The sequence below is a fragment of the Streptomyces sp. NPDC002817 genome (genome assembly GCF_053592055.1).
In genome coordinates this window covers 275,668-296,764 of record NZ_JBSFUY010000002.1, presented here as the reverse complement: position 1 = coordinate 296,764, position 21,097 = coordinate 275,668, and the positions used below count along the sequence as shown (strand labels likewise).

At 71.2% G+C, this 21,097-nt stretch carries 19 protein-coding genes; 6 read left to right on the top strand and 13 right to left on the bottom strand.

Annotated elements, in window-relative coordinates; translation table 11 throughout:
- Positions 1–19: 19 nt before the first annotated feature.
- The 3 genes from ACWD3I_RS04355 to ACWD3I_RS04345 all read right to left on the bottom strand — a co-directional run bounded on the left by ACWD3I_RS04355 (position 20) and on the right by ACWD3I_RS04345 (position 3,234).
- Positions 20–1,069, bottom strand: coding sequence for a Zn-dependent alcohol dehydrogenase (locus ACWD3I_RS04355; protein ID WP_365394238.1), 1,050 nt, complete (start codon positions 1,067–1,069; stop codon positions 20–22).
- Positions 1,069–2,220: an acyl-CoA dehydrogenase family protein gene (locus ACWD3I_RS04350; RefSeq protein ID WP_365394239.1), complete on the bottom strand. Its 1,152-nt coding sequence runs from the start codon at positions 2,218–2,220 to the stop codon at positions 1,069–1,071. Before ACWD3I_RS04350 ends, ACWD3I_RS04355 begins: the two co-directional genes overlap by 1 nt.
- 108 nt (positions 2,221–2,328) lie before the next feature.
- Positions 2,329–3,234 (bottom strand): SDR family oxidoreductase, encoded by a 906-nt coding sequence (locus ACWD3I_RS04345; RefSeq protein ID WP_365394240.1) that lies wholly within the window; start codon positions 3,232–3,234, stop codon positions 2,329–2,331.
- A gap of 85 nt (positions 3,235–3,319) precedes the next feature.
- On the opposite strand from ACWD3I_RS04345, the gene ACWD3I_RS04340 reads away from it, so the two are divergent.
- Positions 3,320–4,255 carry a cyclase family protein gene (locus tag ACWD3I_RS04340; protein WP_365394241.1) on the top strand — a complete coding sequence of 312 codons (936 nt, stop codon included), beginning with the start codon at positions 3,320–3,322 and terminating at the stop codon, positions 4,253–4,255.
- A 407-nt stretch (positions 4,256–4,662) separates the two neighbouring features.
- On the opposite strand, the gene ACWD3I_RS04335 is transcribed toward ACWD3I_RS04340, so the two are convergent.
- From ACWD3I_RS04335 to ACWD3I_RS04320, 4 genes are all read right to left on the bottom strand, one after another.
- On the bottom strand, positions 4,663–5,136 hold the full coding sequence (locus tag ACWD3I_RS04335; RefSeq protein WP_365394253.1) for an ATP-binding protein: 474 nt from the start codon (positions 5,134–5,136) through the stop codon (positions 4,663–4,665).
- Between the two features lie 508 nt (positions 5,137–5,644).
- Positions 5,645–6,511, bottom strand: coding sequence for an acyl-CoA dehydrogenase family protein (locus tag ACWD3I_RS04330; protein WP_365394254.1), 867 nt, complete (start codon positions 6,509–6,511; stop codon positions 5,645–5,647).
- A gap of 8 nt (positions 6,512–6,519) precedes the next feature.
- Positions 6,520–7,653, bottom strand: coding sequence for an acyl-CoA dehydrogenase family protein (locus tag ACWD3I_RS04325; protein WP_365394242.1), 1,134 nt, complete (start codon positions 7,651–7,653; stop codon positions 6,520–6,522).
- Between the two features lie 8 nt (positions 7,654–7,661).
- Positions 7,662–8,864 carry an amidohydrolase family protein gene (locus tag ACWD3I_RS04320; protein WP_365394243.1) on the bottom strand — a complete coding sequence of 401 codons (1,203 nt, stop codon included), beginning with the start codon at positions 8,862–8,864 and terminating at the stop codon, positions 7,662–7,664.
- Between the two features lie 99 nt (positions 8,865–8,963).
- On the opposite strand from ACWD3I_RS04320, the gene ACWD3I_RS04315 reads away from it, so the two are divergent.
- On the top strand, positions 8,964–10,472 hold the full coding sequence (locus tag ACWD3I_RS04315; RefSeq protein ID WP_365394244.1) for a class I adenylate-forming enzyme family protein: 1,509 nt from the start codon (positions 8,964–8,966) through the stop codon (positions 10,470–10,472).
- Here ACWD3I_RS04315 and ACWD3I_RS04310 read toward each other — a convergent pair.
- Both ACWD3I_RS04310 and ACWD3I_RS04305 read right to left on the bottom strand, forming a co-directional pair.
- On the bottom strand, positions 10,451–10,963 hold the full coding sequence (locus ACWD3I_RS04310; protein ID WP_365394245.1) for an EF-hand domain-containing protein: 513 nt from the start codon (positions 10,961–10,963) through the stop codon (positions 10,451–10,453). The genes ACWD3I_RS04315 and ACWD3I_RS04310 overlap by 22 nt on opposite strands.
- A 149-nt stretch (positions 10,964–11,112) precedes the next feature.
- Complete coding sequence (locus ACWD3I_RS04305) at positions 11,113–11,493, bottom strand: STAS domain-containing protein (protein ID WP_046259043.1); 381 nt, start codon at positions 11,491–11,493, stop codon at positions 11,113–11,115.
- Between the two features lie 328 nt (positions 11,494–11,821).
- On the opposite strand from ACWD3I_RS04305, the gene ACWD3I_RS04300 reads away from it, so the two are divergent.
- Together ACWD3I_RS04300 and ACWD3I_RS04295 are read left to right on the top strand one after the other, a co-directional pair.
- Positions 11,822–12,406, top strand: coding sequence for a sigma-70 family RNA polymerase sigma factor (locus ACWD3I_RS04300; RefSeq protein WP_365394246.1), 585 nt, complete (start codon positions 11,822–11,824; stop codon positions 12,404–12,406).
- Positions 12,403–13,809 (top strand): zf-HC2 domain-containing protein, encoded by a 1,407-nt coding sequence (locus ACWD3I_RS04295; RefSeq protein ID WP_365394247.1) that lies wholly within the window; start codon positions 12,403–12,405, stop codon positions 13,807–13,809. Before ACWD3I_RS04300 ends, ACWD3I_RS04295 begins: the two co-directional genes overlap by 4 nt.
- Positions 13,810–13,974: 165 nt before the next feature.
- Here the strand turns inward: ACWD3I_RS04295 and purU are convergent, their stop codons facing one another.
- Complete coding sequence (purU, locus tag ACWD3I_RS04290; RefSeq protein WP_365408543.1) at positions 13,975–14,856, bottom strand: formyltetrahydrofolate deformylase; 882 nt, start codon at positions 14,854–14,856, stop codon at positions 13,975–13,977.
- Positions 14,857–14,902: 46 nt separating this feature from the next.
- Positions 14,903–15,403, bottom strand: a complete 501-nt coding sequence (locus ACWD3I_RS04285) for an SCO4402 family protein (RefSeq protein ID WP_365408540.1) — start codon at positions 15,401–15,403, stop codon at positions 14,903–14,905.
- A gap of 117 nt (positions 15,404–15,520) precedes the next feature.
- Here ACWD3I_RS04285 and ACWD3I_RS04280 point away from each other — a divergent pair, with 117 nt between their 5' ends.
- Entirely contained in the window at positions 15,521–16,828 is a 1,308-nt protein-coding gene (locus ACWD3I_RS04280; RefSeq protein WP_365408537.1) for an ABC transporter substrate-binding protein, read from the top strand.
- A 45-nt stretch (positions 16,829–16,873) separates the two neighbouring features.
- Here the strand turns inward: ACWD3I_RS04280 and ACWD3I_RS04275 are convergent, their stop codons facing one another.
- Positions 16,874–18,517, bottom strand: a complete 1,644-nt coding sequence (locus ACWD3I_RS04275) for a hypothetical protein (RefSeq protein WP_365408534.1) — start codon at positions 18,515–18,517, stop codon at positions 16,874–16,876.
- A 202-nt stretch (positions 18,518–18,719) separates the two neighbouring features.
- Positions 18,720–20,105 (bottom strand): transcriptional regulator, encoded by a 1,386-nt coding sequence (locus tag ACWD3I_RS04270; RefSeq protein ID WP_365408531.1) that lies wholly within the window; start codon positions 20,103–20,105, stop codon positions 18,720–18,722.
- 307 nt (positions 20,106–20,412) lie between these two features.
- Between ACWD3I_RS04270 and ACWD3I_RS04265 the strand changes: the two genes are divergently transcribed.
- A complete protein-coding gene (locus ACWD3I_RS04265; RefSeq protein ID WP_095046508.1) occupies positions 20,413–21,075 on the top strand; it encodes a bifunctional DNA primase/polymerase in 663 nt (220 codons plus the stop codon).
- Positions 21,076–21,097 lie beyond the last annotated feature (22 nt).

The window sequence follows — 21,097 nt, the reverse complement described above, 5'->3', positions numbered from 1 at the left end:
AGGGCACAGAGCCCCACGTTCAGAAGGTCAGCACCCCCCTCGCCACCTTCCCCGCCTCCGCGTCCGCCACCGCCCGCTCGAACTCCTCGACCGGATACGTCTGCGTCACCAACTCGTCCAGCAGCAGCCGCCCTTCCCGATACAGCTCGGCGTACAGCGCGATGTCCCGCTGGGGCCTGGACGACCCGTACCGGCACCCCAGGATCGACTTGTCCAGGAACATGGACGCCACGACGAAGGACGCCTCGGCACCGGCCGCCGGCATCCCGAGCAGTACGGCCTGACCGTGCCGGTCCAGCAGATCGACGGCCTGCCGGACGAGCTCCACCCGCCCGACGCACTCGAAGACATGGTCCGCCCCCGTCGGCAGCAGCTCCCGCACCCCCTCCGTGGAGGTCAGGAAGTCGGTCGCCCCGAACTGCCGTGCCACCGCCTCCTTGGCGGGGTTGGCGTCGACGGCGACGATCCGCAGCGCCCCCGCGATCCGCGCCCCCTGGAGGACGTTGAGCCCGATGCCCCCGGTGCCGATCACGACGACGCTGTCCCCGCGATCCACCTTCGCCCGGTTGAGCACGGATCCGACCCCGGTCAGCACCCCGCAGCCGATGAGCGCGGCGGAGGGCAGCGGGATGTCCTTCGGGATACGCACCACCTGCACGGCCTTCACCACGGTCCGCTCGGCGAAGGCGGAGTTGGACGCGAACTGGAAGACCGGCCGCCCACCCCGCGCGAACGGCTGACCCGGCCGACCGATCGCCTTGCGGCACATGGTCGGCCGCCCCCGGTCACAGTCCGCGCAGGTACCGCAGTTGGCCAGTGTGGACAGGGACACATGGTCCCCGGCCGAGACATGCGAAACGCCCTCCCCGACGGCCTCGACGACCCCCGCCCCCTCATGCCCCAGCACCACGGGCACCGGAAAGGGAATCGTCCCGTCCACCACGGACAGATCGCTGTGGCACAGCCCCGCCGCCGCAATGGCGACCAGCACCTCTCCCGGCCCCGGCCCCCGCACCTCCAGGTCGTCGACGACCTCGACCCGCTTTCCGTCGAACACCACGCCGCGCATCACTCAACCCCCTTGGGTTCCTTCGGCAGCCCGAGCACCCGCTCGGCGATGATCGTGCGCTGAACCTGGTCCGAGCCGCCGTAGATCGTGTCGGCCCGGGAGAACAGGAACAGATGCTGAAACGCGTCGAGTTCGTACGGCTCCGCGACCGACCAGTCGGCGGGCCCGACCCCCGCCGCCGCCCCCCGCACCTGCATGGCCAGCTCCCCGAGCCGCTGATGCCACCCGCCCCACAGCAGCTTGGCGACACTGGAGGCGCCGGCATCTCCCGAACCCCCCAGCGTCCGCAGGGCGTTCCACCGCATCACCCGCAGCTCGGCCCACTGCCGGACCAGCCGATCCCGTACGACGGGATCACCGACCGCCCCGCTGTCGACGGCCGCCCGCACCACCCGCCCCAACTCGGCGGCGAACCCGACCTGCTGGGCGAGTGTGGACACCCCCCGCTCGAACCCGAGCAGACTCATCGCGACCCGCCACCCCGCCCCCTCACCTCCGACGACATGCTCCACGCGCGCGTGCGCACCGTCGAAGAACACCTCGTTGAACTCACTGGTGCCGGTCATCTGCCGAATGGGCCGGACCTCGATCCGCCCCGGCTGATCCATGGGAACGAGCAGGAAGGACAGGCCGTGATGACGGCTGGACCCGGAGTCGGTGCGGGCCAGCACGAAGCACCAGTCGGCTTCCCGCGCCAGGGACGTCCAGATCTTCTGCCCGGTGACGCGATACGTACCGTCCCCGGCGCGCTCGGCCTTCGTACGGATCCCCGCGAGATCGGACCCCGCCCCGGGTTCGCTGTACCCCTGACACCACAGTTCGTCGCCAGCGGCGATCGGGGAGAGGAAGCGGGCCTTCTGCTCGGGCGAGCCATGCGCGAGCAGCGTGGGCGCCAGCAGGTTCTCCCCGATGTGCCCGGAGCGCGGCGGCGCGCAGGACCGCGCGTACTCCTCGGCCCAGGCGACCTGTTGGGTGAGCGTGGCGGTCCGATTGCCGTACCCGCCCTCGGGCCATCCCAGCCCGATCCACCCGGCTTTCCCGAGGGCCCGCTCCCAGGACCGACGATCGAGCCCACCGCAGGCATGTTCAGTGAGCCAAGCCCGAGCCTCCGCACGAAACAAGTCGTCCTCGTCAGTGAACCCGAAGTCCATGGACCTCTCCTCTGAACGCCGCTGACTGGAGTCACCTAGGGGCGCGGGGAACTGCGCGACCAGCCGCAACGAACCCGCAGCCGCCCAACCACAGCTCCACCCACCCCACTAGGCGTTCGGCCGCTCCCCTTCCCGCGCCGCCCTTTCCATCCCCGCCACCCGCGACAGCATCGGCATCGGATCCACCCCCACCGAACCGGGCAAGAACTCCGCGATCCGCTCCGGCGTCCAGGAACCCTCCGCATACGCCGCGCGCAGCTCCCGCGGCTGAGCCCACACCGCGATCTTCGGCCCGGCGATCGTGTACACCTGCCCGGTGACCTCGCGAGCCCGCTCCGACAGGAGATACACGACGAGCGCGGCCACATCCTCCGGCTCCCCGATCTCCGCCAGCTCCATGGGCACACCGGCGGACATCCGCGTACGAGCCACCGGCGCCACCGCGTTCGCGGTCACCCCGTACTTGTCCAAACCCAGCGCCGCACTCCGGACCAGCGAGATGATCCCGCCCTTCGCGGCGCTGTAGTTGGCCTGCGAGACGGACCCTTGATGGTTCCCGCTGGTGAACCCGATCAGGGTCCCGGACCGCTGCTTCCGCATGACGGCGGAGGCCGCACGGAACACGGTGAACGTGCCCTTGAGGTGAGTGGCGACCACCGGATCCCACTCCTCCTCGGTCATGTTGAACAGCATCCGCTCGCGCAGGATCCCGGCGACACACACGACGCCGTCCAGCCGCCCGTACGACGACAGGGCCACGTCGACGACCCGCTGCCCACCCGCCATGGTCGACACGTCGTCGGCGACCGCGACGGCCTCCCCGCCGGCCGCCTCGATCTCCTTGACCACGCCCGAGGCGACCTCGCTCGTCGGCGACCCACCGTCCACCGACACCCCGTAGTCGTTGACGACGACGGACGCCCCCTCGGCCGCCGCGCAGAGCGCCACCGCCCGCCCGATCCCGCGCCCGGCCCCCGTCACGGCGACCACCTTGCCTGCCAAGAAGTTCCCCATGCCCGGCCCCTTCCCGCGGTTTCTGACGGACCGTTAGATTTTATGACCCGTCAGACACCCGTAGACAAGCCCCGGGGGAGCACCGATGCCACTGCCCGCGATGCATCCGGCGTTTCACGACATCGCCAAGCGCGTGAACAACTGGGGCCGTTGGGGCGCCGACGACGAGATCGGCACCCTCAACCTGATCACCGACGAGGTCGTACGCCAGGCCGCGACGGAGGTCAGGACCGGCCGCCGCGTCCCGCTCTCCCTGCCGCTGAAGGAGGACGGCGTGCAGACGGGCCTGATACCGGGCCGGGTCAACCCCCTGCACACGATGGTGCAGATCAACCAGGAGATCTTCGGCCCGGGCACGGTCGCGTGCAGCGACGACGCCGTGACGATGGGCCTGCAGGCGGCCACCCACTGGGACGCGCTCACCCATGTCTCGCACTCGGGCGTGCTCTACAACGGCCGCCCCGCCGACACCGTCACCGCACACGGCGGCGCCCGGTTCAGCGGCATCGACAAGGCGCGGCACATCGTCTCGCGCGGCGTCCTGCTGGACGTGGCCCGCGCACACGGCACGGCCCGGCTGGACGGCTCGTACGCCGTCACGCCGGAGGACCTGGAGGCCGCCGAGGAACTCGCGGGCACACGCGTGCGGGCCGGCGACATCGTGCTCGTACGGACGGGGCAGATCCAGGCGTATCTCGCGGGCGACAAGCACGCGTACGGCTATCCGTCGCCGGGGCTGTCGATCCGTACGCCGGAGTGGTTCCACGCACGCGATGTCGCGGCGGTCGCGAACGACACGCTGACCTTCGAGATCTTTCCGCCCGAGATCGAGGATCTGTGGCTGCCCGTGCACGCGCTCGACCTCGTGGAGATGGGGATGCTGCAGGGCCAGAACTGGAATCTCGAAAAGTTGTCCACAGCCTGTGGAGAAGCGGGCCGCTACACGTTCCTGCTGTCGGCGATGCCCGAGCCGTTCGTCGGCGCGACGGGCACTCCGGTGGCTCCGGTCGCCATTCTCTGACACGGCGGACACGGGCAAGGTCGGACGGCGGCGCCCCAACGCCCGCCCCGAGCACGGCATCGCGCCCCGCCGTCCGACTCGGCGCACCCTCCCCCACTCTCGGCTTCGCTCGAGCGGGGGCCCCAACGGTTCCTCTTGCCCCAGAGGGAACCGGCGCCGCATCACGACCCACGCTCGCCGAGGGCTCCCGTCACCGGAACCCTCGTCGTCCCCTCGCGGCGAATCGCTGACCACAAGCGTGAGCAAACGGACACGAGGCGTCAACACCTGTTCGGGGAATTATTACTTACGCACCATTTGTTACGGGCGCGCACGGAAGCACATCGCGGCGCACCGCCTGTCGATCGACAGGGAGGACCGGGGCGCTCTGCGACCGCGCTCCGACCGCGCCACCTCGGACAGCGGCCTCAGACCGCCTCGTACGCCAGCCCCTCATAACCCTCGAACGCCGAGGCGCCGCCCCCGAAGGACGCCGTCCCCTCGCGGCCCTTGGCCGCACAGCGGTCGAGTTCGCACCAGATGCGCTTGCCGGCACCTTCGGGGCTCCAGCCCCACCGGTCGGCGAGGCCGTCGACCAGGGCGAGTCCGCGTCCGCCCGTAGCGTCACCGTCGACGCAGCGCGGCACGGGGGCGCGGCCGCTGGCGTCGGCCACCTCGAGGCGGACGGTGGCCTGTTCGGCCGCGGTACAGGGCAGCGACAGGCGCAGGACGGCCGGACAGCCGGTGTGCACCACGGCGTTGGTGACCAGTTCGGACACGAGAAGGATCAGGGTCTCGGCAAGCGCCTCGTCGGCCCCTATCCCGGATCCGGCAAGCCGCGAGCGGGCCCACCGCCGGGCTCGCCCCACCTCTGCGGGGTCGGGCCGGATCTCCAGCTGCACTTGAAGCACCTGCACCGCTCACACCATCCGAACCGGCAGACACATAGCCTCGCGCCTCACGAGGGCCACGATCGTAGCCATTTTTTGCATGGCCAGAACAATGGCCACAGCCGGGATCACAGAACGTGAATCCCTTACGAGACAGCATGGTTGACGTACAGTCACCTCAACAAGCGCTTCGGGCATATTCCAGCGCGAAGGAGTACCCGGGTGGCATACTGTGCGACGCTCGTTGCGGGGAGTCGAACAGGTGGAGGCCAAAGGCCCGCCGACCGTGCGAGAAGCGGAGCGCACCGCCGCATCCGGAGCCGCCACAGAGGCAACACCGGCATGGCTCGTGCTCGGAACCACTCGCATCCCACAGAAGGTACCGGAGCGACCCCCCGACTCCAGGCCGTGACGGGTCACGCATAGGACACAACCCGATATCAACGCTCCGTAATTCCGGTATGCCACAATCCGCGACATTCACGGGAGCGCTCCCGCCGATCCCCCAGCCCACGCCCCGTCAGGCCGTCAGCTCGGCCGCGAGCAGCTCCTCACTCTCCGTGCGTCCACCGCCACGCTGTGCCCGCACCCAGGCCCGTTTCAGATGCAGATGCACCTCGGACTCCCAGGTGAAGCCCATGCCGCCGTGCACCTGGAGGCAGTCGCGGGCGCCGCGTACGGCGGCCTCGTCGGCGAGCAGCCGGGCCGCGGCGATGTCGGCCGGGTCCTCGGTGACGGCGGCCGCGTAGACCGCCGCACGGGCCACCTCGGCCCGCACCAGCAGCTGCGCGCAGAGATGCTTGACGGCCTGGAACGCCCCGATCGGCTGCCCGAACTGCTCACGCGTCCGGGCGTGTTGCACCGCCAGCTCGCACACGCGCGCGGCGGTGCCGAGCTGCTCGGCGGCGGTGAGGAGCACGGCGACGGGATCGGTCACGGCGGCCCGGGGTGTGCGATGCAGAGGCGTCAACGGATCGACCGACCGCAGCGCCACGGCGCCGGCGGCATCGCCTCGTACGACGTCGGCGGCGTCCAGCCACTCCACCAGTCCGCCGTCCACGCCGGCCACGACCACCGACCCGTCGGCCGCCCCGGGCACCGCGCCCGCCGCGAGATGCGTGGCCACCAGCGGCCCGGGCAGCAGCGCCCGCCCCGCCTCCTCGAAGGCCAACACGGCCTCGGGCAGCCCGAGTCCGACCCCTCCGTCGCCCTCCGGCACCCGTAGCGCGAAGAACCCGGCCTCCCCCAGCTCCCGCCACAGCGCCCGGTCCAGGCGGCCGGGCGAGTCGACGGCGGCCCACAGCGCCTCGCGGTCGAAGCGCCGGGCCAGCAGCCCTCGTACGCCGTCCCGCAACGCGCGTTGATCATCGGTGAGTTGGAAACGCACGGGAACAGTCACCGCCCCTTCGGCAGCCCCAGGATCCGTTCGGCCACGATGTTCTGCTGGATCTGCGAGGTGCCGGCGGCGATGGTGTACGACAGCGAGGACAGCCGGTCCAGGACCCACGGCCGGTCGAGGTCGAGGGCGTCGGGCCCCAGGACGTCGGCGGCGGCGTCGTAGAGCTCCTGCCGCGCCTGCGAATACCTCAGTTTGAAGACCGAACCCCCGACACCGGGGACTCCCCCGGAGGCCTCCGCCTCGCTCACGTTCCACTGTGTCAGCCGCCACAGCGCCCGGAACTCGGCATTGAGCCGCCCGAGCCGGCGTCTGAGCTCCGGCTCGTCCCACCGCCCGTTCTTGCGCGCCTCACCGGCGAGTTCACGCAACACCCGCCTGCACGAGACGACTTCGCCCACGAAGGCGGTGCCGCGCTCGAAGGACAGCGTCACCATGGTCACGCGCCAGCCGTCGTTCTCGTCCCCGACCCGGTTGCCGACCGGCACCCGGACCTCGTCGAGGAACACCTCGGCGAACTCGGCGGACCCGGCGAGGGTCCTCAGCGGCCGTACGGTGATCCCCGGAGCGTCCATGGGCAGGGCGAGCCACGTGATGCCCCGGTGTTTCGCGGCCGCGGGGTCGGTGCGCACCAGCAGTTCGCACCAGTCGGCGACTTCGGCGTGCGAGGTCCAGATCTTGGACCCGCTCACCACGTACTCGTCGCCGTCCCTGCGCGCACGTGTCCGCAACGCGGCGAGGTCGGACCCGGCGTCGGGCTCGCTGAACCCCTGGCACCAGACCTCCTCCCCGCGCAGGATCGGCGGCAGCCACCGCGCCCGCTGCTCGGCGGAGCCCTCCGCGGCGATCGTGGGCCCGGCGTGCAGCAGCCCGACGAACCCCGCGCCCACATAGGGCGCCCCCGCCTTCTCCGTCTCCTCCAGGAAGATCAGCCGTGTGGTCGGCGAGGCGTCCCAGTGCACGTCCGCGTACCCGGCGTCGTACAGCATCCGCTGCCAGCCCATGTCGTAGGCGCGGCGCCCGGGCCAGTCGTCCGGGGACGGCTTGGGCGGGAGCGTGGGCAGCACCCGGCCGAGCCACTGCCTCAACCGCGCCCGGAACTCCTCCTCTTCGGCAGAGTGGGAGAGATCCACGGGCCCGCCTACCGGTCCCGGTCCAGATCGAGGTCGAGCATGCGGATGGCGTTACCCCGCATCAGCTTGTAGACGGTCTCGTCGTCGAGGCCCTTCACATGGTCGAGGGCGACCTCCTTGGTGTGCGGGAAGGTCGAGTCGACGTGCGGGTAGTCGGTCTCGAAGGTGGCGTTGTCCCGGCCCACCACGTCCAGTGAGGCGACGCCGTGCTTGTCGCGGAAGAAGCAGCAGAAGATCTGCCGGTAGTAGTACGTCGACGGCGGCTCCGGGACGATGTCGCGCACCCCGCCCCAGGCGCGGTGCTCCTCCCACACGTCGTCGGCGCGTTCGAGGGCGTACGGGATCCAGCCCATCTGGCCCTCGCTGTAGGCCAGTTTGAGGCGCGGGAACTTCACCAGCACGCCGCTGAAGAGGAAGTCCATCATCGAGGCCATGGCGTTGTTGAAGCTGAGCGCTGCCTGGACGGCGGGCGGGGCGTCGGGGGAGGCGGCCGGCATCTGGGAGCTGCTGCCGATGTGCATGTTGACGACCGTGCCGGTCTCCTGGCAGACCGCGAAGAACGGGTCCCAGTGGCCGGAGTGGATGGAGGGCAGGCCGAGGTAGGTGGGGATCTCGGAGAAGGTCACGGCCCGCACACCGCGCGCGGCGTTGCGCCGGATCTCCGCGACCGCCAGTTCCACGTCCCACAGGGGGATCAGGCACAGCGGGATGAGCCGCCCGCCGCTGTCCCCGCACCACTCCTCGACCATCCAGTCGTTGTAGGCCCGCACACAGGCCAGCGCGACCTCTTTGTCGTGGGCCTCGGCGAAGGTCTGCCCGCAGAAGCGCGGGAAGGTCGGGAAGCACAGGCTGCCCTCGACGTGGTTGAGATCCATGTCCTTGAGCCGCGCGACGGGGTCCCAGCAGCCGCGCCGCATCTCCTCGCGGGTGATGCCCTCCAGGGTCATCTCGTCGCGGTCGAAGCCGACGGCGGCGATGTTGCGCTTGTACGGGAACTTCAGGTCCTCGTAGATCCACCAGTCGGTGGGCGGGCCGTCCGGGTCCATCGTGATCTGGTACTTGCCGCCGACGTAGGCGAGTTCACCGATCCCGGCGGTGAGCGGCTGCGGCCCGCGGTCCTGGTACTTGGCCGGCAGCCAGGTCTTGAACAGGTGCGCGGGCTCGATCACATGGTCGTCGACGCTGATGATGCGGGGCAGTTCGGTCGGCATGATCTCCTCCGCCGGACGGTGTTCACCTGACAGGCACGATCTGATGGAGCGTCAGATAGCATGTCACCTGACGAGTCGTCAGCCAAGCAGGGGGCACCCATGAACGAGACCCCGCACTCCCTGAGCTCCTCCCGCACCCTCTGGGAACTGGTCACCCGCCGCGCCGATCTCACCCCCGACCGCCCGGTCCTCCTCCAGGACGACCGCTCCCTGAGCTTCCGCGAGCTGCACGCGCGCGCCGAGCGGGTGGCGGCGGGGCTGTACGACATGGGCGTACGGCCCGGCACGGTGGTCGCCTGGCAGCTGCCCACGCGGATCGAGACGGCGGTGCTGTCCTTCGCGCTGGCCCGCCTCGGCGCGGTCCAGTCGCCGGTCATCCCGTTCTACCGGGACCGCGAAGTCGGCTTCGCGCTAAGGGAGTCGAAGGCCGAGTACTTCGCGGTACCCGGCGAGTGGCGGGGCTTCGACTACTCGGGGATGGCGCGGCGGCTCGGCGCGAAGGGCGCCTTCGAGGCGTACGACCGGCTGCCCGACGGCGATCCCGGTCTGCTGCCCGCGCCGCCTTCCTCGGGCACCTCGGTCCGCTGGATCTACTGGACCTCGGGCACGACCTCCGACCCCAAGGGCGTGCTGCACACGGACCGTTCACTGATCGCGGGCGGCTCGTGCCTCGCCCACGCGCTGCGTCTGTCGCCCGACGACGTGGGCTCGATGGCCTTCCCGTACGCCCACATCGCCGGCCCCGACTACACGGTGATGCTGCTCCTGTACGGCTTCCCGGCGGTGATGTTCGAGCAGTTCGCGCTGCCGGACGCGCTGGAGGGGTATCGCCGGCACGGGGTGACGGTGGCGGGCGGATCGACGGCGTTCTACTCGATGTTCCTGGCGGAGCAGCGCAAGCGGCCGGAGGCCAGGGTGATACCCACCCTGCGGCTGCTGGCCGGTGGCGGTGCGCCCAAGCCGCCGGAGGTGTACCACGCGGTCGTCCGGGAGATGGGGGTGCAGCTCACGCACGGGTACGGCATGACCGAGGTGCCGATGATCACCATGGGGTCGCCGGACGACACCGTGGAGAACCTCGCGACGACCGAGGGGCGGCCGCCGGAGGGGATGGAGATACGGATCGTGGACGGGGAGGTGCGGCTGCGCGGGGAGGCCGTGTGCCAGGGGTATCTGGACGCGGGGCAGACTGCGGAGGCCTTCGACGAGGACGGGTTCCTGCGCACCGGTGACCTGGGGATGCTCACGGACACCGGGCATCTGGTGCTCACCGGGCGGCTCAAGGACGTGATCATCCGCAAGGGCGAGAACATCTCGGCGAAGGAGATCGAGGACCTGCTGGCCGCGCACCCGGCGGTCGGGGACGTGGCGGTGATCGGGCTGCCGGACGAGGAGCGCGGGGAGCGGGTGTGCGCGGTGGTGGAACAGGGCGCCGGGGCCGAGGAGTTGACCCTGGCGGCGATGACGTCCTATCTCCGCGCGGAAGGGCTCTCGGTCCACAAGCTGCCGGAGCAGCTGGAGGTGGTGGACGCCCTTCCGCGCAACGAGACGCTCAGGAAGGTGCTCAAGTACAAGCTGCGGGAGCGCTATTCGGGGACGGTGAAGTAGCGGGCGAAGGCGGAGACGATCTCCTCCTCGCCGATCCTGCCGTCGCCGTCGGTGTCCAGCGCGGTGGCGGCGGTGCCGGCGATCTCCTGCGCGACGCCGAGGATCCGGAGCACGCGCGCGGTGTCCTCGACGGTGGCGGCTCCGTCGCCGTCCGGGTCGGCGATGGCGAGGGCCGCGTGCAGGAAGGGCCGGGCGATCTCGGCGAACCGGTCGGGATTGTCACGCAGCCGCTTCACGGCGCCGTTCACGAACTCCTCGCGGGTGATCCGCTGGTCGCCGTCCCGGTCCGCGATGCCCGCCATGCCCTGCCAGAACGCCTCCGCGCCGACATACAGGGCCTGTCCCTTGTCGGACCGTGCCGCCGTACCGAACTCCGCGAGCAGCGCCTTGGCCGCCACGCTGAAGTCCGCCCGGTCGATGTAGCCGTTGCCGTCCTGGTCGAAGGTGGCGAACCGGCCGGCGATCCTGCGCTCGTACTCGCTGCTGACCATGTCTTCTCGGGCCGCCTTACGTCACGTGGGGTGCATCTGGTTCGGAGCGTACGACGCCGGGGCGGGGCGGGGAGCGGGAAAGCGGCGGTTGTGCCAAGACCGGGGGAATTTTGGGACAACGGTGTGGCAGAAGCGGCGGTGCCTCCGGTTCACGCCGACAGCGGCCCCGCTTCGTCCTCCGTCGCCGAATCCACGTCCACGTGGACGTCGAACAGCCGCCGCACCCCCAGCGCCCCCAGCACCCTGTTGACGTGGGAGCCGTCCACCGCGCCCTGGGCCGGCAGTATCAGCCGCAGCTGCCCCTGGCAGGAGCGGATGAGGCGGCGGGAGGCGATGAGGACGCCGACGCCGCTGGAGTCGCAGAAGAAGACCTCGGAGAGGTCGAGGACAAGACTGTGGCGGCCCTCGGCCACCACGTCGTGCACCCGCTGCCGCAGCACCGGCGACGTCACCAGATCCAGTTCGCCCGACACATGGAGCACGGCCCAGTCGCCGTGCTCGCCGCCGGTCACGTTGAATCCCACCACCACGCCCTTCGCTCGCCGGGACTTCCCGGAACGGCCCGCAAACGGAAGCCGTTCCTACGCTTCCTTGCAGCGCGGCTGCCCAGCGGCGGTTCCCTGAAACACAAGCCAGGAAACGGAAACCGATCAGAAGAGGCTTGTTCTAGTCGCCTTCGATCCTGTTCGATCGTGGATGGACGCAGAGTGGAAGGAAGACGAAGGTCCACTATCACCGACTGCTCTCACGGGGGCGCACATTGCTACAAAGGGGCGTGCGCTGTCAGGAGTGCCGACTACATTCGAGGAGACGGTGGGTCCAGGCTTGACGAGTCGCGAACGACGGTGAGGGGGCGGCATGGCGAAGAAGGACGCACCTCCCCGCTGGGACCGCAAGATGCAGCAGCGGCTCGCACGCGGCGAGGCGGCCGCCCTCGGCGAGCTCTACGACCGGTTCGCCTCGCTCGTGCACGGCCTCGCCCACCGCGTGCTCGGCGACGAGCGCGCCGCCGACGGCATCACCCGTGAGGTCTTCGCCCACGTCTGGGAGCACCCCGACGCCTACGACCCCAAACAGGGCCCCCTGCGCTCCTGGGTCGCCACACTGACCCACCGCCTCGCCGTGCAGCGCCTGCGTGCCACCGAGACCGCGGCCCTCGCCCAGGGCGGCCGCGGCTCCACCGAGGAACTGGAGCGCAAGGTCCGCCACGCCTCCGTCGCCGCCCGCGCCGACTACATCGTCCAGTCCATGCCGTCCCCGCTGCGCGCCGCCCTCGAGCTGGCGTACTTCCAGCGCCGCGACTACCGCCAGACCGCCGCCGACCTCGGAGTCACCGAGGACGAGGCCCGCCGCCGCCTCCGTCTGGGCCTCCAGCTCCTGGCCACGGCCCATGACGCCGGCGCCGCCCCCGGAGCGCCTCCCGGCTACGGAGGTGCGGCGTGAACGAGGCGAACCGCTTCGAGGCGTACGACGAGCACGAAGGCCAGGAGGACCGGGAGGGGCAGGACGGCCAGGAGGGCCGGGAGTACGAGTCCCACAGCCGCGCGGACCGGCGGGGCGAGCTCCCGCCCCCGGGAGACGGCGACGGCGACGGCACCGGCGGCCCGACCGACGGCGACGGCCCCACCCACGGCCCCTCCTCCGAGCCGCCCCGCATACCGCTCCCGCGCGCGTCCGTCGAGGACACCGGGCACCCCTTGCCCCCGCTGGAGACACCGCCGCCCCCGCCGCCCCTCGTCCTGGAACACCCCGTACTGAAGGCGCTCCTCGGCGCCTGGGCGCTGGCCGCCTGCTCGCCCGCGGAGACGGCGGCCGTCGAGGAGCACCTCGGCGACTGCGGCTCCTGCGCGGACGAGGCGCTGCGGCTGCGCGGGGCGGTCGGCCTGCTCCATCCGCAGGAGAGCCTCGACCTCGATCCCGGGCTGCGCACCCGTGTTCTGGAGGGCTGCCTGGGCCGCCGTCCGCCGCGCATCCCGGTACCCGACTGGGCGGCGCCCTACGACGCCGAGACCGCGCGCCTCGACGCGCTGCTGCGGGACATGGGCGACGCCGAGTGGCACGCGCCCGTGCGGCTGCGCTGGTTCGAGGCCGACGAGGCGACGAGCCGTCGTACGACGGTCGCCGGCGTCATCGCCCACCTGCTCACGGTCGACGGCCTGGTCGCCCTCGCGCTGGGCCTGGACGACCCGCTCGGCGACATCACCACGGGCTCACCGACCCCCGCGGCCCGCACCGAGGCGTTCTGGCGCGGCTCCCACTTCCCGCCGACCCGCTCCGTCCGGGGCCCCTGGCGCGAACAGAGCCACGACCTGGTGCGCACGGTCTCCTTCACCGGAGGCGGCTCCGGCAAGCTCTCGGTGTCGTACGGCGACTTCGAACTCCCCCTGCACGACGCCATGCTGGACCGGGCCTTCGAGTGCTGGGTCCACGCCGACGACATCGCCGAGGCGGTCGACTACCCGTACGGACCTCCGTCCCCCCGCCATCTGAACCGCATGATCGATTTGGCCGCCCGCATGCTCCCCGCGGCGCTGGCCGTGCGGCGCCGGACCGGGTTGGCCGGGCCGCTCCGTGGGCGCCACCTCGTCCCCGCGGGCGAGCCGGGGCGCAGCCTGCGGCTGGAGATCGAGGGTTCGGGTGGCGGCGAGTGGCTGATCCCGCTGGACTCACCGGCGGCGGTGGGCTCCGCGGAGTACGAGGTCGCGCACGTGGCTCTGGACGGCGTGGAGTTCTGCCAGCTGGCCGCAGGCCACGTGCCTCCGGCGGAAGCGGCGGCGGGACAGGTGGGTGACCGGGAGGCGATCAGGGACGTACTGTTCGCGGTCGCGTCGCTGAGCCGGATCTAGGGGCGGGTTGCGGATTCGTCGGCGGCCGCGGGTAGTTCGTGGTCGCTCGCGCAGTTCCCCGCGCCCCTGAGGTATGTGCAGGGAACCGGCCTTCAGGGGCGCGGGGAACTGCGCGACCAGCCGCAACCGGTCCGCAGCCGCCCGACGTCACAAGGCCCCGAGCTCCTAGGCGAACACGACCGTCCGGCGCCCGTTCAGCAGAATCCGCCGCTCCGCATGCCACTTCACCGCCCGCGCCAGCGCCTGGCACTCCACATCCCGCCCGATCGCGACCAGCTGGTCCGGGGTCACGTCATGCCCGACCCGCTCGACCTCCTGCTCGATGATCGGCCCCTCGTCGAGGTCGGCCGTCACATAGTGCGCGGTCGCACCGATCAGCTTGACCCCCCGGGCGTGAGCCTGGTGATACGGCTTCGCACCCTTGAAGCTCGGCAGGAACGAGTGGTGGATGTTGATGATCCGCCCACTGAGCTGCTTGCAGAGGTCGTCCGAGAGCACCTGCATGTACCGGGCGAGAACGACCAGCTCGACGCCCTCCTCGCGCACCAGCCCGAGCAGCCGCGCCTCGGCCTCGGCCTTGTTCTCCCGCGTCACCGGGATGTGGTGGAAGGGAACGTCGTACGACCCCACGAGCTCGGCGAAGTCGGTGTGGTTGGAGACCACGGCGGCGATGTCCACCGGCAGCGCACCGATACGGGCCCGGAACAGCAGGTCGTTCAGGCAGTGCCCGAACTTGCTGACCATGAGGACGACCCGCATCTTCTCCTCGGGCTGGTGGATCTGCCAGTCCATGTGGAAGGCGTCACCGATCGCCGCGAAGCTGGCCCGCAGCTTCTCCACCGTCACCGGCGCCTCCGCCGAGAAGTGGACGCGCATGAAGAACAGACCCGTGTCGTGGTCGCCGAACTGCTGGCTGTCCTCGATGTTGCAGCCGGTCATGAAGAGGTAGCTCGACACGGCGTGCACGATGCCCTGCTTGTCGGGGCAGGACAGGATGAGGACGTACTGCTCGGCGGGCGCCGCGGCTCGGGTGGACTGCTCGTTCATGCAGGACAGGGTCCCATACCCACCGGCACCGCAGAGAACGCGTCCGTCACGCGGACCGGGTCATGATCTGCAGCACGTGCAGCGAACTCGGCGGCTGGTCCGGGTCGTCCCCGTCGGCCGTCGCCATCCGCACATGGGCGTCGCGCGCGGCCCGTACCGCCTCCGGCCACGCGGGGTGGTCGACGTAGGCGGAGACGGGTGCGTCCGGGCCGACCTGGTGCATGATCCGCAGCACCCGCAGGACCGCGGTGTCGACGAGGGCCGACTCCTGGGAGTCCCGGAAGATCGTGCCGACGTATTTCTCGGCGGACCAGTTGTCGAGCCAGGTGTCCTCGACGAGGCGGTACACGGCGTCGGTGACGTCCCCGTACCCCTCGACACCGGCCAGCCAGACGTCCCGCTGGAACCCTGGGTCGGAGAGCATGTGCAGCGCGGAGCGCACATTGCTGCGCCAGCGCCACCACGGCATGTCGTTCAGTGGCATGCCGCCCATGGTGGATGAGCGACGGCCGCGACGGGAAGAGTTCTCCGAACCTTGCACGGTCATCGATCGTACGTTCCTCGTCACACGCGCCTCACCGGCCCCCGCAATTCACCTTCGCGTCACCGACTGTTGACCGTAAGTCACTCCCGGGTTGGTCATGTGGCGGAAGCGTGTGTGCCCATGACCGGCAGGCGACGCATCCGCAGCACCTTCCTCCCCAAGATCCACCCGCCCGTCAGAGCCACCGCCCTCGCGGCGACGGCGCTGGCCGCGTGTGCGTCGCTGACCGTCGGTTGCGGGGTCATCCCCGGTGCCACGGGGGGCTCCGGGGATGACCCGATCAAGGTCATGACCTGGGCCCCGATGAACACCGGCGCCACCAACAAGCCCGGTATGCCCGCCTTCGCGCAGGCGTACGCCCGTTGGATCAACTCGCACGGCGGCATCGACGGCCGCAAGCTCTCCGTCCTGGTCTGCAACGACCACAACGACGCCGTCTCCGCCGCCAAGTGCGCCGAGCGCGCGGTCGACGAGAAGGTCGTCGCGGTGGTCGGCTCCTACAGTCAGTACGGCGACGCGTTCTTCCCGACGCTCGAGGGTGCCGACATCCCCTACATCGGCGGCTACGGCATCACCAACGCCGAGTTCGACAGCGTGGCCTCCTACCCCGTCAACGGCGGCCAGCCCAGCCTGCTCGCCGGCCTCGGCAAGGAACTCGGCGGCAGCTGCGGGCCCGTGGCGCTGGTCCGCCCCGACAGCATCGCGGGCGACGAACTCCACGTCATGCTCGACTCCGGTCTGAAGGCCTCCGGCCACGCCGCGGCGGACGACCAGCTGGCCGCGGAGGACGCCACCGAGTACTCGGCGCAGTCCGAGCGCGCCCTCGCCCATACGACCGGCGACCCGGTGCAGAAGGGGTGTGTGCTGCCCGCGCTCGGGGACCGCACCAGCACCTTCATGGACTCCTTCCGGCGCGCCCGCGAGGACTTTCCCGACGTACGCACCGGCACGGTCCTCGGCAGCGTCGACCAGACGGTGATAGACGCCTCCGGCGGGGCCGCGGGGCCCTACGAGGGGTCGTACATCACCGGCTGGTACCCGGTCGCGACCGATCAGCGCTGGGACCCGATGAAGAAGGTCATCAAGGAGCAGGCCTTCGACGACAACCGCATCGATCCCGCGGACGCCGGAGTGCAGACCACCTGGCTCGCGTACACCGTGTTCAAGGCCGCCGTCGACTCGCTCGGCGACGGCGAGCTGACGTCGACCGCCGTACGCAAGGCGCTCGACGACGGTCTGAAGGTCAACACGGGCGGACTGACCCCGACCCTCGACTGGGACTACGAGAACGGCCTCGGGGCCATCGGCCTGCCGCGCCTGGTCAACACCGAGGTGACGCTGCAGGCCGTACGCAAGGGCCGGCTGGTGGCGGCGCGCAAGGGCTTCACGGACGTACGCGAGACGCTGGCGAACGCCGACGTGAGCTAGGCCCGGGACCCGGCAGCGGGGGCCGCGAGGGGCGGCCCCCGCCGGTCACAGCTGGGTGCGGCTGCGTTCGGTCAGGCCGTACGTCTTCGCGATCGCGTTCCACAGCTTGGCCGCCGTGATCTTCTGCGTGCTGGCCTCGCCGCTCGCGGTATTGCCGGCCTGGGTCTGGCCGGTGGTCCGCGCCTGGCCCTTCTTGCAGCCCTTCTTGCCGGCGGTCTGGTCGGCCCACGCCGCGTAGTGGTTGTCGGCCGACGCGGACGCCTGCCACGCCTTGGTGAGGGCGGTGGTCAGCTGGGCGTGGTTCGGGAGCTGATCGACGGAGAGGCCGGACAGTCGGGTCACGAGGTCGTTGCGCTGGGTGGCCGCGTCCCGCAGGTCCTTGGCCGCCTGGCCGAGGTTCTTGCAGGCCTTCACGTCCTCCACCGCGCTGATCACCGACGCCCGGCTGTCACCGCTGTCGGCCAGCAGCTTGTCCAGCTCGACGGCCTGCGCCTCGGCCGGGTCGGCGGACGGCGAGGCGGACTCGCTCGCCGGCGCGGTCGCGGCGACGGTCTTGTTGCCGTCACCGTCGTCGTCCCCGCCGCCACTGGCCAGCAGCGCGCCCGCGCCGATGCCGAGGACGGCGATCCCGATACCGACGGCGGCGATGAGCGGCACGCGCGAACGGTTGCGGCCGCCGCGGCCACCACCGTCGTCGTGGTGGTCGCGGTGTCCGTACGACGGCTGCTGGTGCCCCGCGTGCGGCGGCTGCGCCTGCTCGAAGCGCGGCAACTGCTGCGTGGCCCCGGCCGGGCTCTCCCCGCCGGGCCCGCTGCGGAAGAGGTTGTCGAACTCGGCGGGCGGCTGGCGCTCCCCACCGTGCTGGCCGGGCACGGGCGCGATGTACTGCGTGGCCTCGGCGTCGGGCCCGGACACGGGCGGCAGCGGTCCGCCGCCCTGCGGGGCACGCCCCAGGAACTGCGTCTGCTCCGAGACCCCCTGCGCGGGCATCTCGGGCGGCAGCGCCCCGGGCGCGACCGGCGGGATGTACTGCGTCACACCCTCGTCCGGGGACACGGCGACCGGCGGGATGTACTGCGTGGCGCCCTCGTCCGCCGGGGGCAGGGGTATGCCGGTGGGGCCGCCGTGTCCGGCGGGCGTGCCGTACGCGTCGGTGGCGGGCGGCAGCGGGGCGCCGGGAGCGCCGTACCCTCCCGCGGTGTTCTGGTTCACCGGCGGCAGGTAGTACGAGGTCGGCTGGTCGCTGTCGTGGCCGGCGAGCGGCGGAGGCGCACCCGGGCCGGCGCCGTGCTGGGGGTTCTGGTTCACCGGCGGCAGGTAGTACGAGGTGGGCTGGTCGTTGTCGTAGCCGCCGGGCTGCGGCAGCGGCTGCGACGCGTCCTGGGCGCCCCACTGCTGGGCCTGCGCCTGGTACGGGTCGGGCGCACCCCACTGCTGTTCCTGCGGCGCACCCCAGCCCTCGCCCTGCTGCGGGGCGGGCGTCTGCTGCTCGGGCCCCCACGGGGTGCCCCAGGCCTGACCGCCGGGCGGGGGCGCGGGGGTCGGGTTCGGGGGGTGCGGCGCGGACTGGTAGCCGCCGGGTCCGCCCGTCTGGCCCGGCAGCAGCGGTTCGCCGCCGTCGGAGGGCAGCACGATGCCTTCGCGCGCCACGCGCGGCGAGGGCTCCTCGCCCTGTCCACTCTGCGTCACCGGGACTCCTACGAATGGGGGACCTTGTGAATCGTCGGCTCACGCTACCGGGTCCCCCGAGCCCGGTGCCACGCAGCACAGGACTGGACCGGTGTCCCTGTGACCGCGGTAACAAAACCGGGCCCGCATCCGCTATACAGACGCTCCTTTCGCCTCCGGAGCCTTCGTTTCCTGCGCGTTCACGCCCTCGTACCCCGGGGTTTCACGCCGCCGCCTGCAACTCCAGTCGCACTCCGAACTCCCGTACCACGGCCTCGTCCTGGAACGGCTCCAGCCGCTGCTGGAAGTCCTCCAGGTATTCGGCGCCCCGGTTGGAGCGGACGGTCTCCAGCAACTCCACGGCCTTCAGCCCGGTGTGGCAGGCCTGTTCGATCTCGCGCTGCTGCACCTGCGCGGTGGCGAGCAGCACATAGCCGATGGCCCGGCGCCGCGCCTTCGTCTCGGGAAGCCCGTCCAGCGACTCCTGCGCCCGCCGTGCCGCCGCCTCGGCCTGCCCGAGGTCCCGGTGGCAGTGCGCCAACTCGTCGGCGAGATAGGCCTCGTCGAAGTGCGCGATCCACGCCGGATCGTCCCCGGAGGAAGGATCCGCCGCCTCCAGCGCGCCCACCGCCCGCCCGGACGCCAGCTGCGCCGCCCGCGCGTCGCCCATCAACGCGTGCCCGCGCGCCTCGGCCGCGTAGAACATCGCCTCCGCGCGCGGCGTCACACGCCCCCGCGCCCCTTCCTGTGCCGCGCGCGCCAACTGCGCGATCTCGCGCGGGTTTCCGAGCTGCGCGGCGAGATGGCTCATGGACGCGGCGAGCACGTATCCGCCGTAGCCCCGGTCCCCCGCCGCCTGCGCGAGCCGCAGCGCCTGGATGTAGTACCGCTGCGCCAGACCCGGTTGGCCGGTGTCGATCGCCATGTACCCGGCGAGCTCGGTCAACCGCGCGACCGCGGCGAACAGTTCACGCCCCACGGCCTCCCGGTACGAACCGGCGAGCAGCCCGCTGACGACGCTGTTGAGGTAGTGCACGACGACCGGACGCACATGACCGCTGCCGTACTGGTGATCAAGGTCGACGAGCGCCTGGGTCATCGCCCGCACGGCCGCCACGTCGGACTGGCCCACCCGCGGTCCCGCCTGCCGCGCGACCTGCGAGTCCGGCGAGGAGATCAGCCAGTCGCGGCTCGGTTCGACGAGCGCGGACGCGGCGACCGAGGAGCCGGACAGGAAGTCCCGGCGCCCCACGTCACTGCGCCACAGTTCGCAGACCTGCTCGATGGCCCCCAGCACGGTCGGCGAGAACTGGAGACCGACGCCCGACGCGAGGTTCTTGCCGTTGGCCATGCCGATCTCGTCGATCGTGACCGTACGGCCGAGTTTGCGGCCCAGCGCCTCCGCGATGATCGCCGGGGCGCGTCCCCTCGGCTGCTGCCCGCGCAGCCAGCGCGCCACGGACGTCTTGTCGTAGCGCAGGTCGAGACCGTGCTCGGCGCCGCACATGTTGACCCGGCGGGCCAGCCCGGCGTTCGAGCAACCCGCTTCCTGGATGAGCGCCTGCAACCGTTCGTTCGGCTGCCGCGCGACGAGAGGCCTTGCGGCCATTGGCGTACCCCCTGTGGCTGCGGTGCCTGCCCACGCACCGAGTTGACGTGTCTTTCACCACCGGATCCCGCCGAGGTGAGCGAAGATTTCCGGCCGTGAAGATCAATGCCCCACCGACATACCGAAAATGCGAAGCATGCGAGGATTGCCGGGGTAAAAGACGGAAGCCACCCCGCATGTGGCTACCCACCTCCCCCCGCAGATCCTCCTGCGCGCCCCCACACATGCATCCATGCGCCCCAGATGCGGAATCGATGCGCTTCCCCCGCGCGCGGTACGGCCGTAACCCGAGGTGGCGGGGGGAGTTGTGTTGGGCGTGGAAGAGACGATCGCGAGCACCGAAGCCGCACAGATTCCGAAGCAGCGCGGGGAATCGCTGCTGGAGACCGCCGTACGCTACGCCGAGGAGCGCCACTGGGACGTGTTCCCCGGCACCTGGCTGGAAGCCGTCGACGGGGTGCAGCACTGCTCCTGCGGCGACGCGGCGTGCGCCGCGCCCGGCGCACACCCCTCGCGAGAGGACTGGGCGACGCAGGCCACGGGCAGTGCGACCGTCGCGCGCCGGTTGTGGTCGAAGCAGCCGCTCGCGTCGATCCTGCTGCCGACCGGTCGGACCTTCGACGCGATCTCCGTTCCGGAGACCGCCGGGTTCCTGGCGCTGGCGCGGATGGAGCGGATGGAGTTGACGCTGGGGCCGGTGACCCTGTCGCCGGATCGCCGGATGCACTTCCTCGTGCTGCCGGGTGCTTCGGTGAAGGTGCCGGACCTGGTGCGCAAGCTCGGCTGGACGCCGTCGTCGCTCGATCTGGTCGCGCTGGGCGAGGGCGCGTTCGTGGCGGCGCCCCCCACGCGGTACGGGTCCAGCGGGGCCGTGCAGTGGGCCTGCAGGCCCACGCCGGCGAACCGGTGGCTGCCGGACGCGGAGGAGTTGATCTCTCCGCTCGCCTACGCGTGCGGGCGGGACCGCTAAAAGTTCTCCGCGCCCCGTAGGT

Coding starts and splice junctions, on each gene's coding strand:
- ACWD3I_RS04355 (WP_365394238.1), bottom strand. CDS start 1,069: ATGCGCGGCGTGGTGTTCGACGGAAAGCGGGTCGAGGTCGTCGACGAC.
- ACWD3I_RS04350 (WP_365394239.1), bottom strand. CDS start 2,220: ATGGACTTCGGGTTCACTGACGAGGACGACTTGTTTCGTGCGGAGGCT.
- ACWD3I_RS04345 (WP_365394240.1), bottom strand. CDS start 3,234: ATGGGGAACTTCTTGGCAGGCAAGGTGGTCGCCGTGACGGGGGCCGGG.
- ACWD3I_RS04340 (WP_365394241.1), top strand. CDS start 3,320: ATGCCACTGCCCGCGATGCATCCGGCGTTTCACGACATCGCCAAGCGC.
- ACWD3I_RS04320 (WP_365394243.1), bottom strand. CDS start 8,864: ATGCCGACCGAACTGCCCCGCATCATCAGCGTCGACGACCATGTGATC.
- ACWD3I_RS04315 (WP_365394244.1), top strand. CDS start 8,964: ATGAACGAGACCCCGCACTCCCTGAGCTCCTCCCGCACCCTCTGGGAA.
- ACWD3I_RS04310 (WP_365394245.1), bottom strand. CDS start 10,963: ATGGTCAGCAGCGAGTACGAGCGCAGGATCGCCGGCCGGTTCGCCACC.
- ACWD3I_RS04300 (WP_365394246.1), top strand. CDS start 11,822: ATGGCGAAGAAGGACGCACCTCCCCGCTGGGACCGCAAGATGCAGCAG.
- purU (WP_365408543.1), bottom strand. CDS start 14,856: ATGAACGAGCAGTCCACCCGAGCCGCGGCGCCCGCCGAGCAGTACGTC.
- ACWD3I_RS04285 (WP_365408540.1), bottom strand. CDS start 15,403: ATGACCGTGCAAGGTTCGGAGAACTCTTCCCGTCGCGGCCGTCGCTCA.
- ACWD3I_RS04280 (WP_365408537.1), top strand. CDS start 15,521: ATGACCGGCAGGCGACGCATCCGCAGCACCTTCCTCCCCAAGATCCAC.
- ACWD3I_RS04270 (WP_365408531.1), bottom strand. CDS start 20,105: ATGGCCGCAAGGCCTCTCGTCGCGCGGCAGCCGAACGAACGGTTGCAG.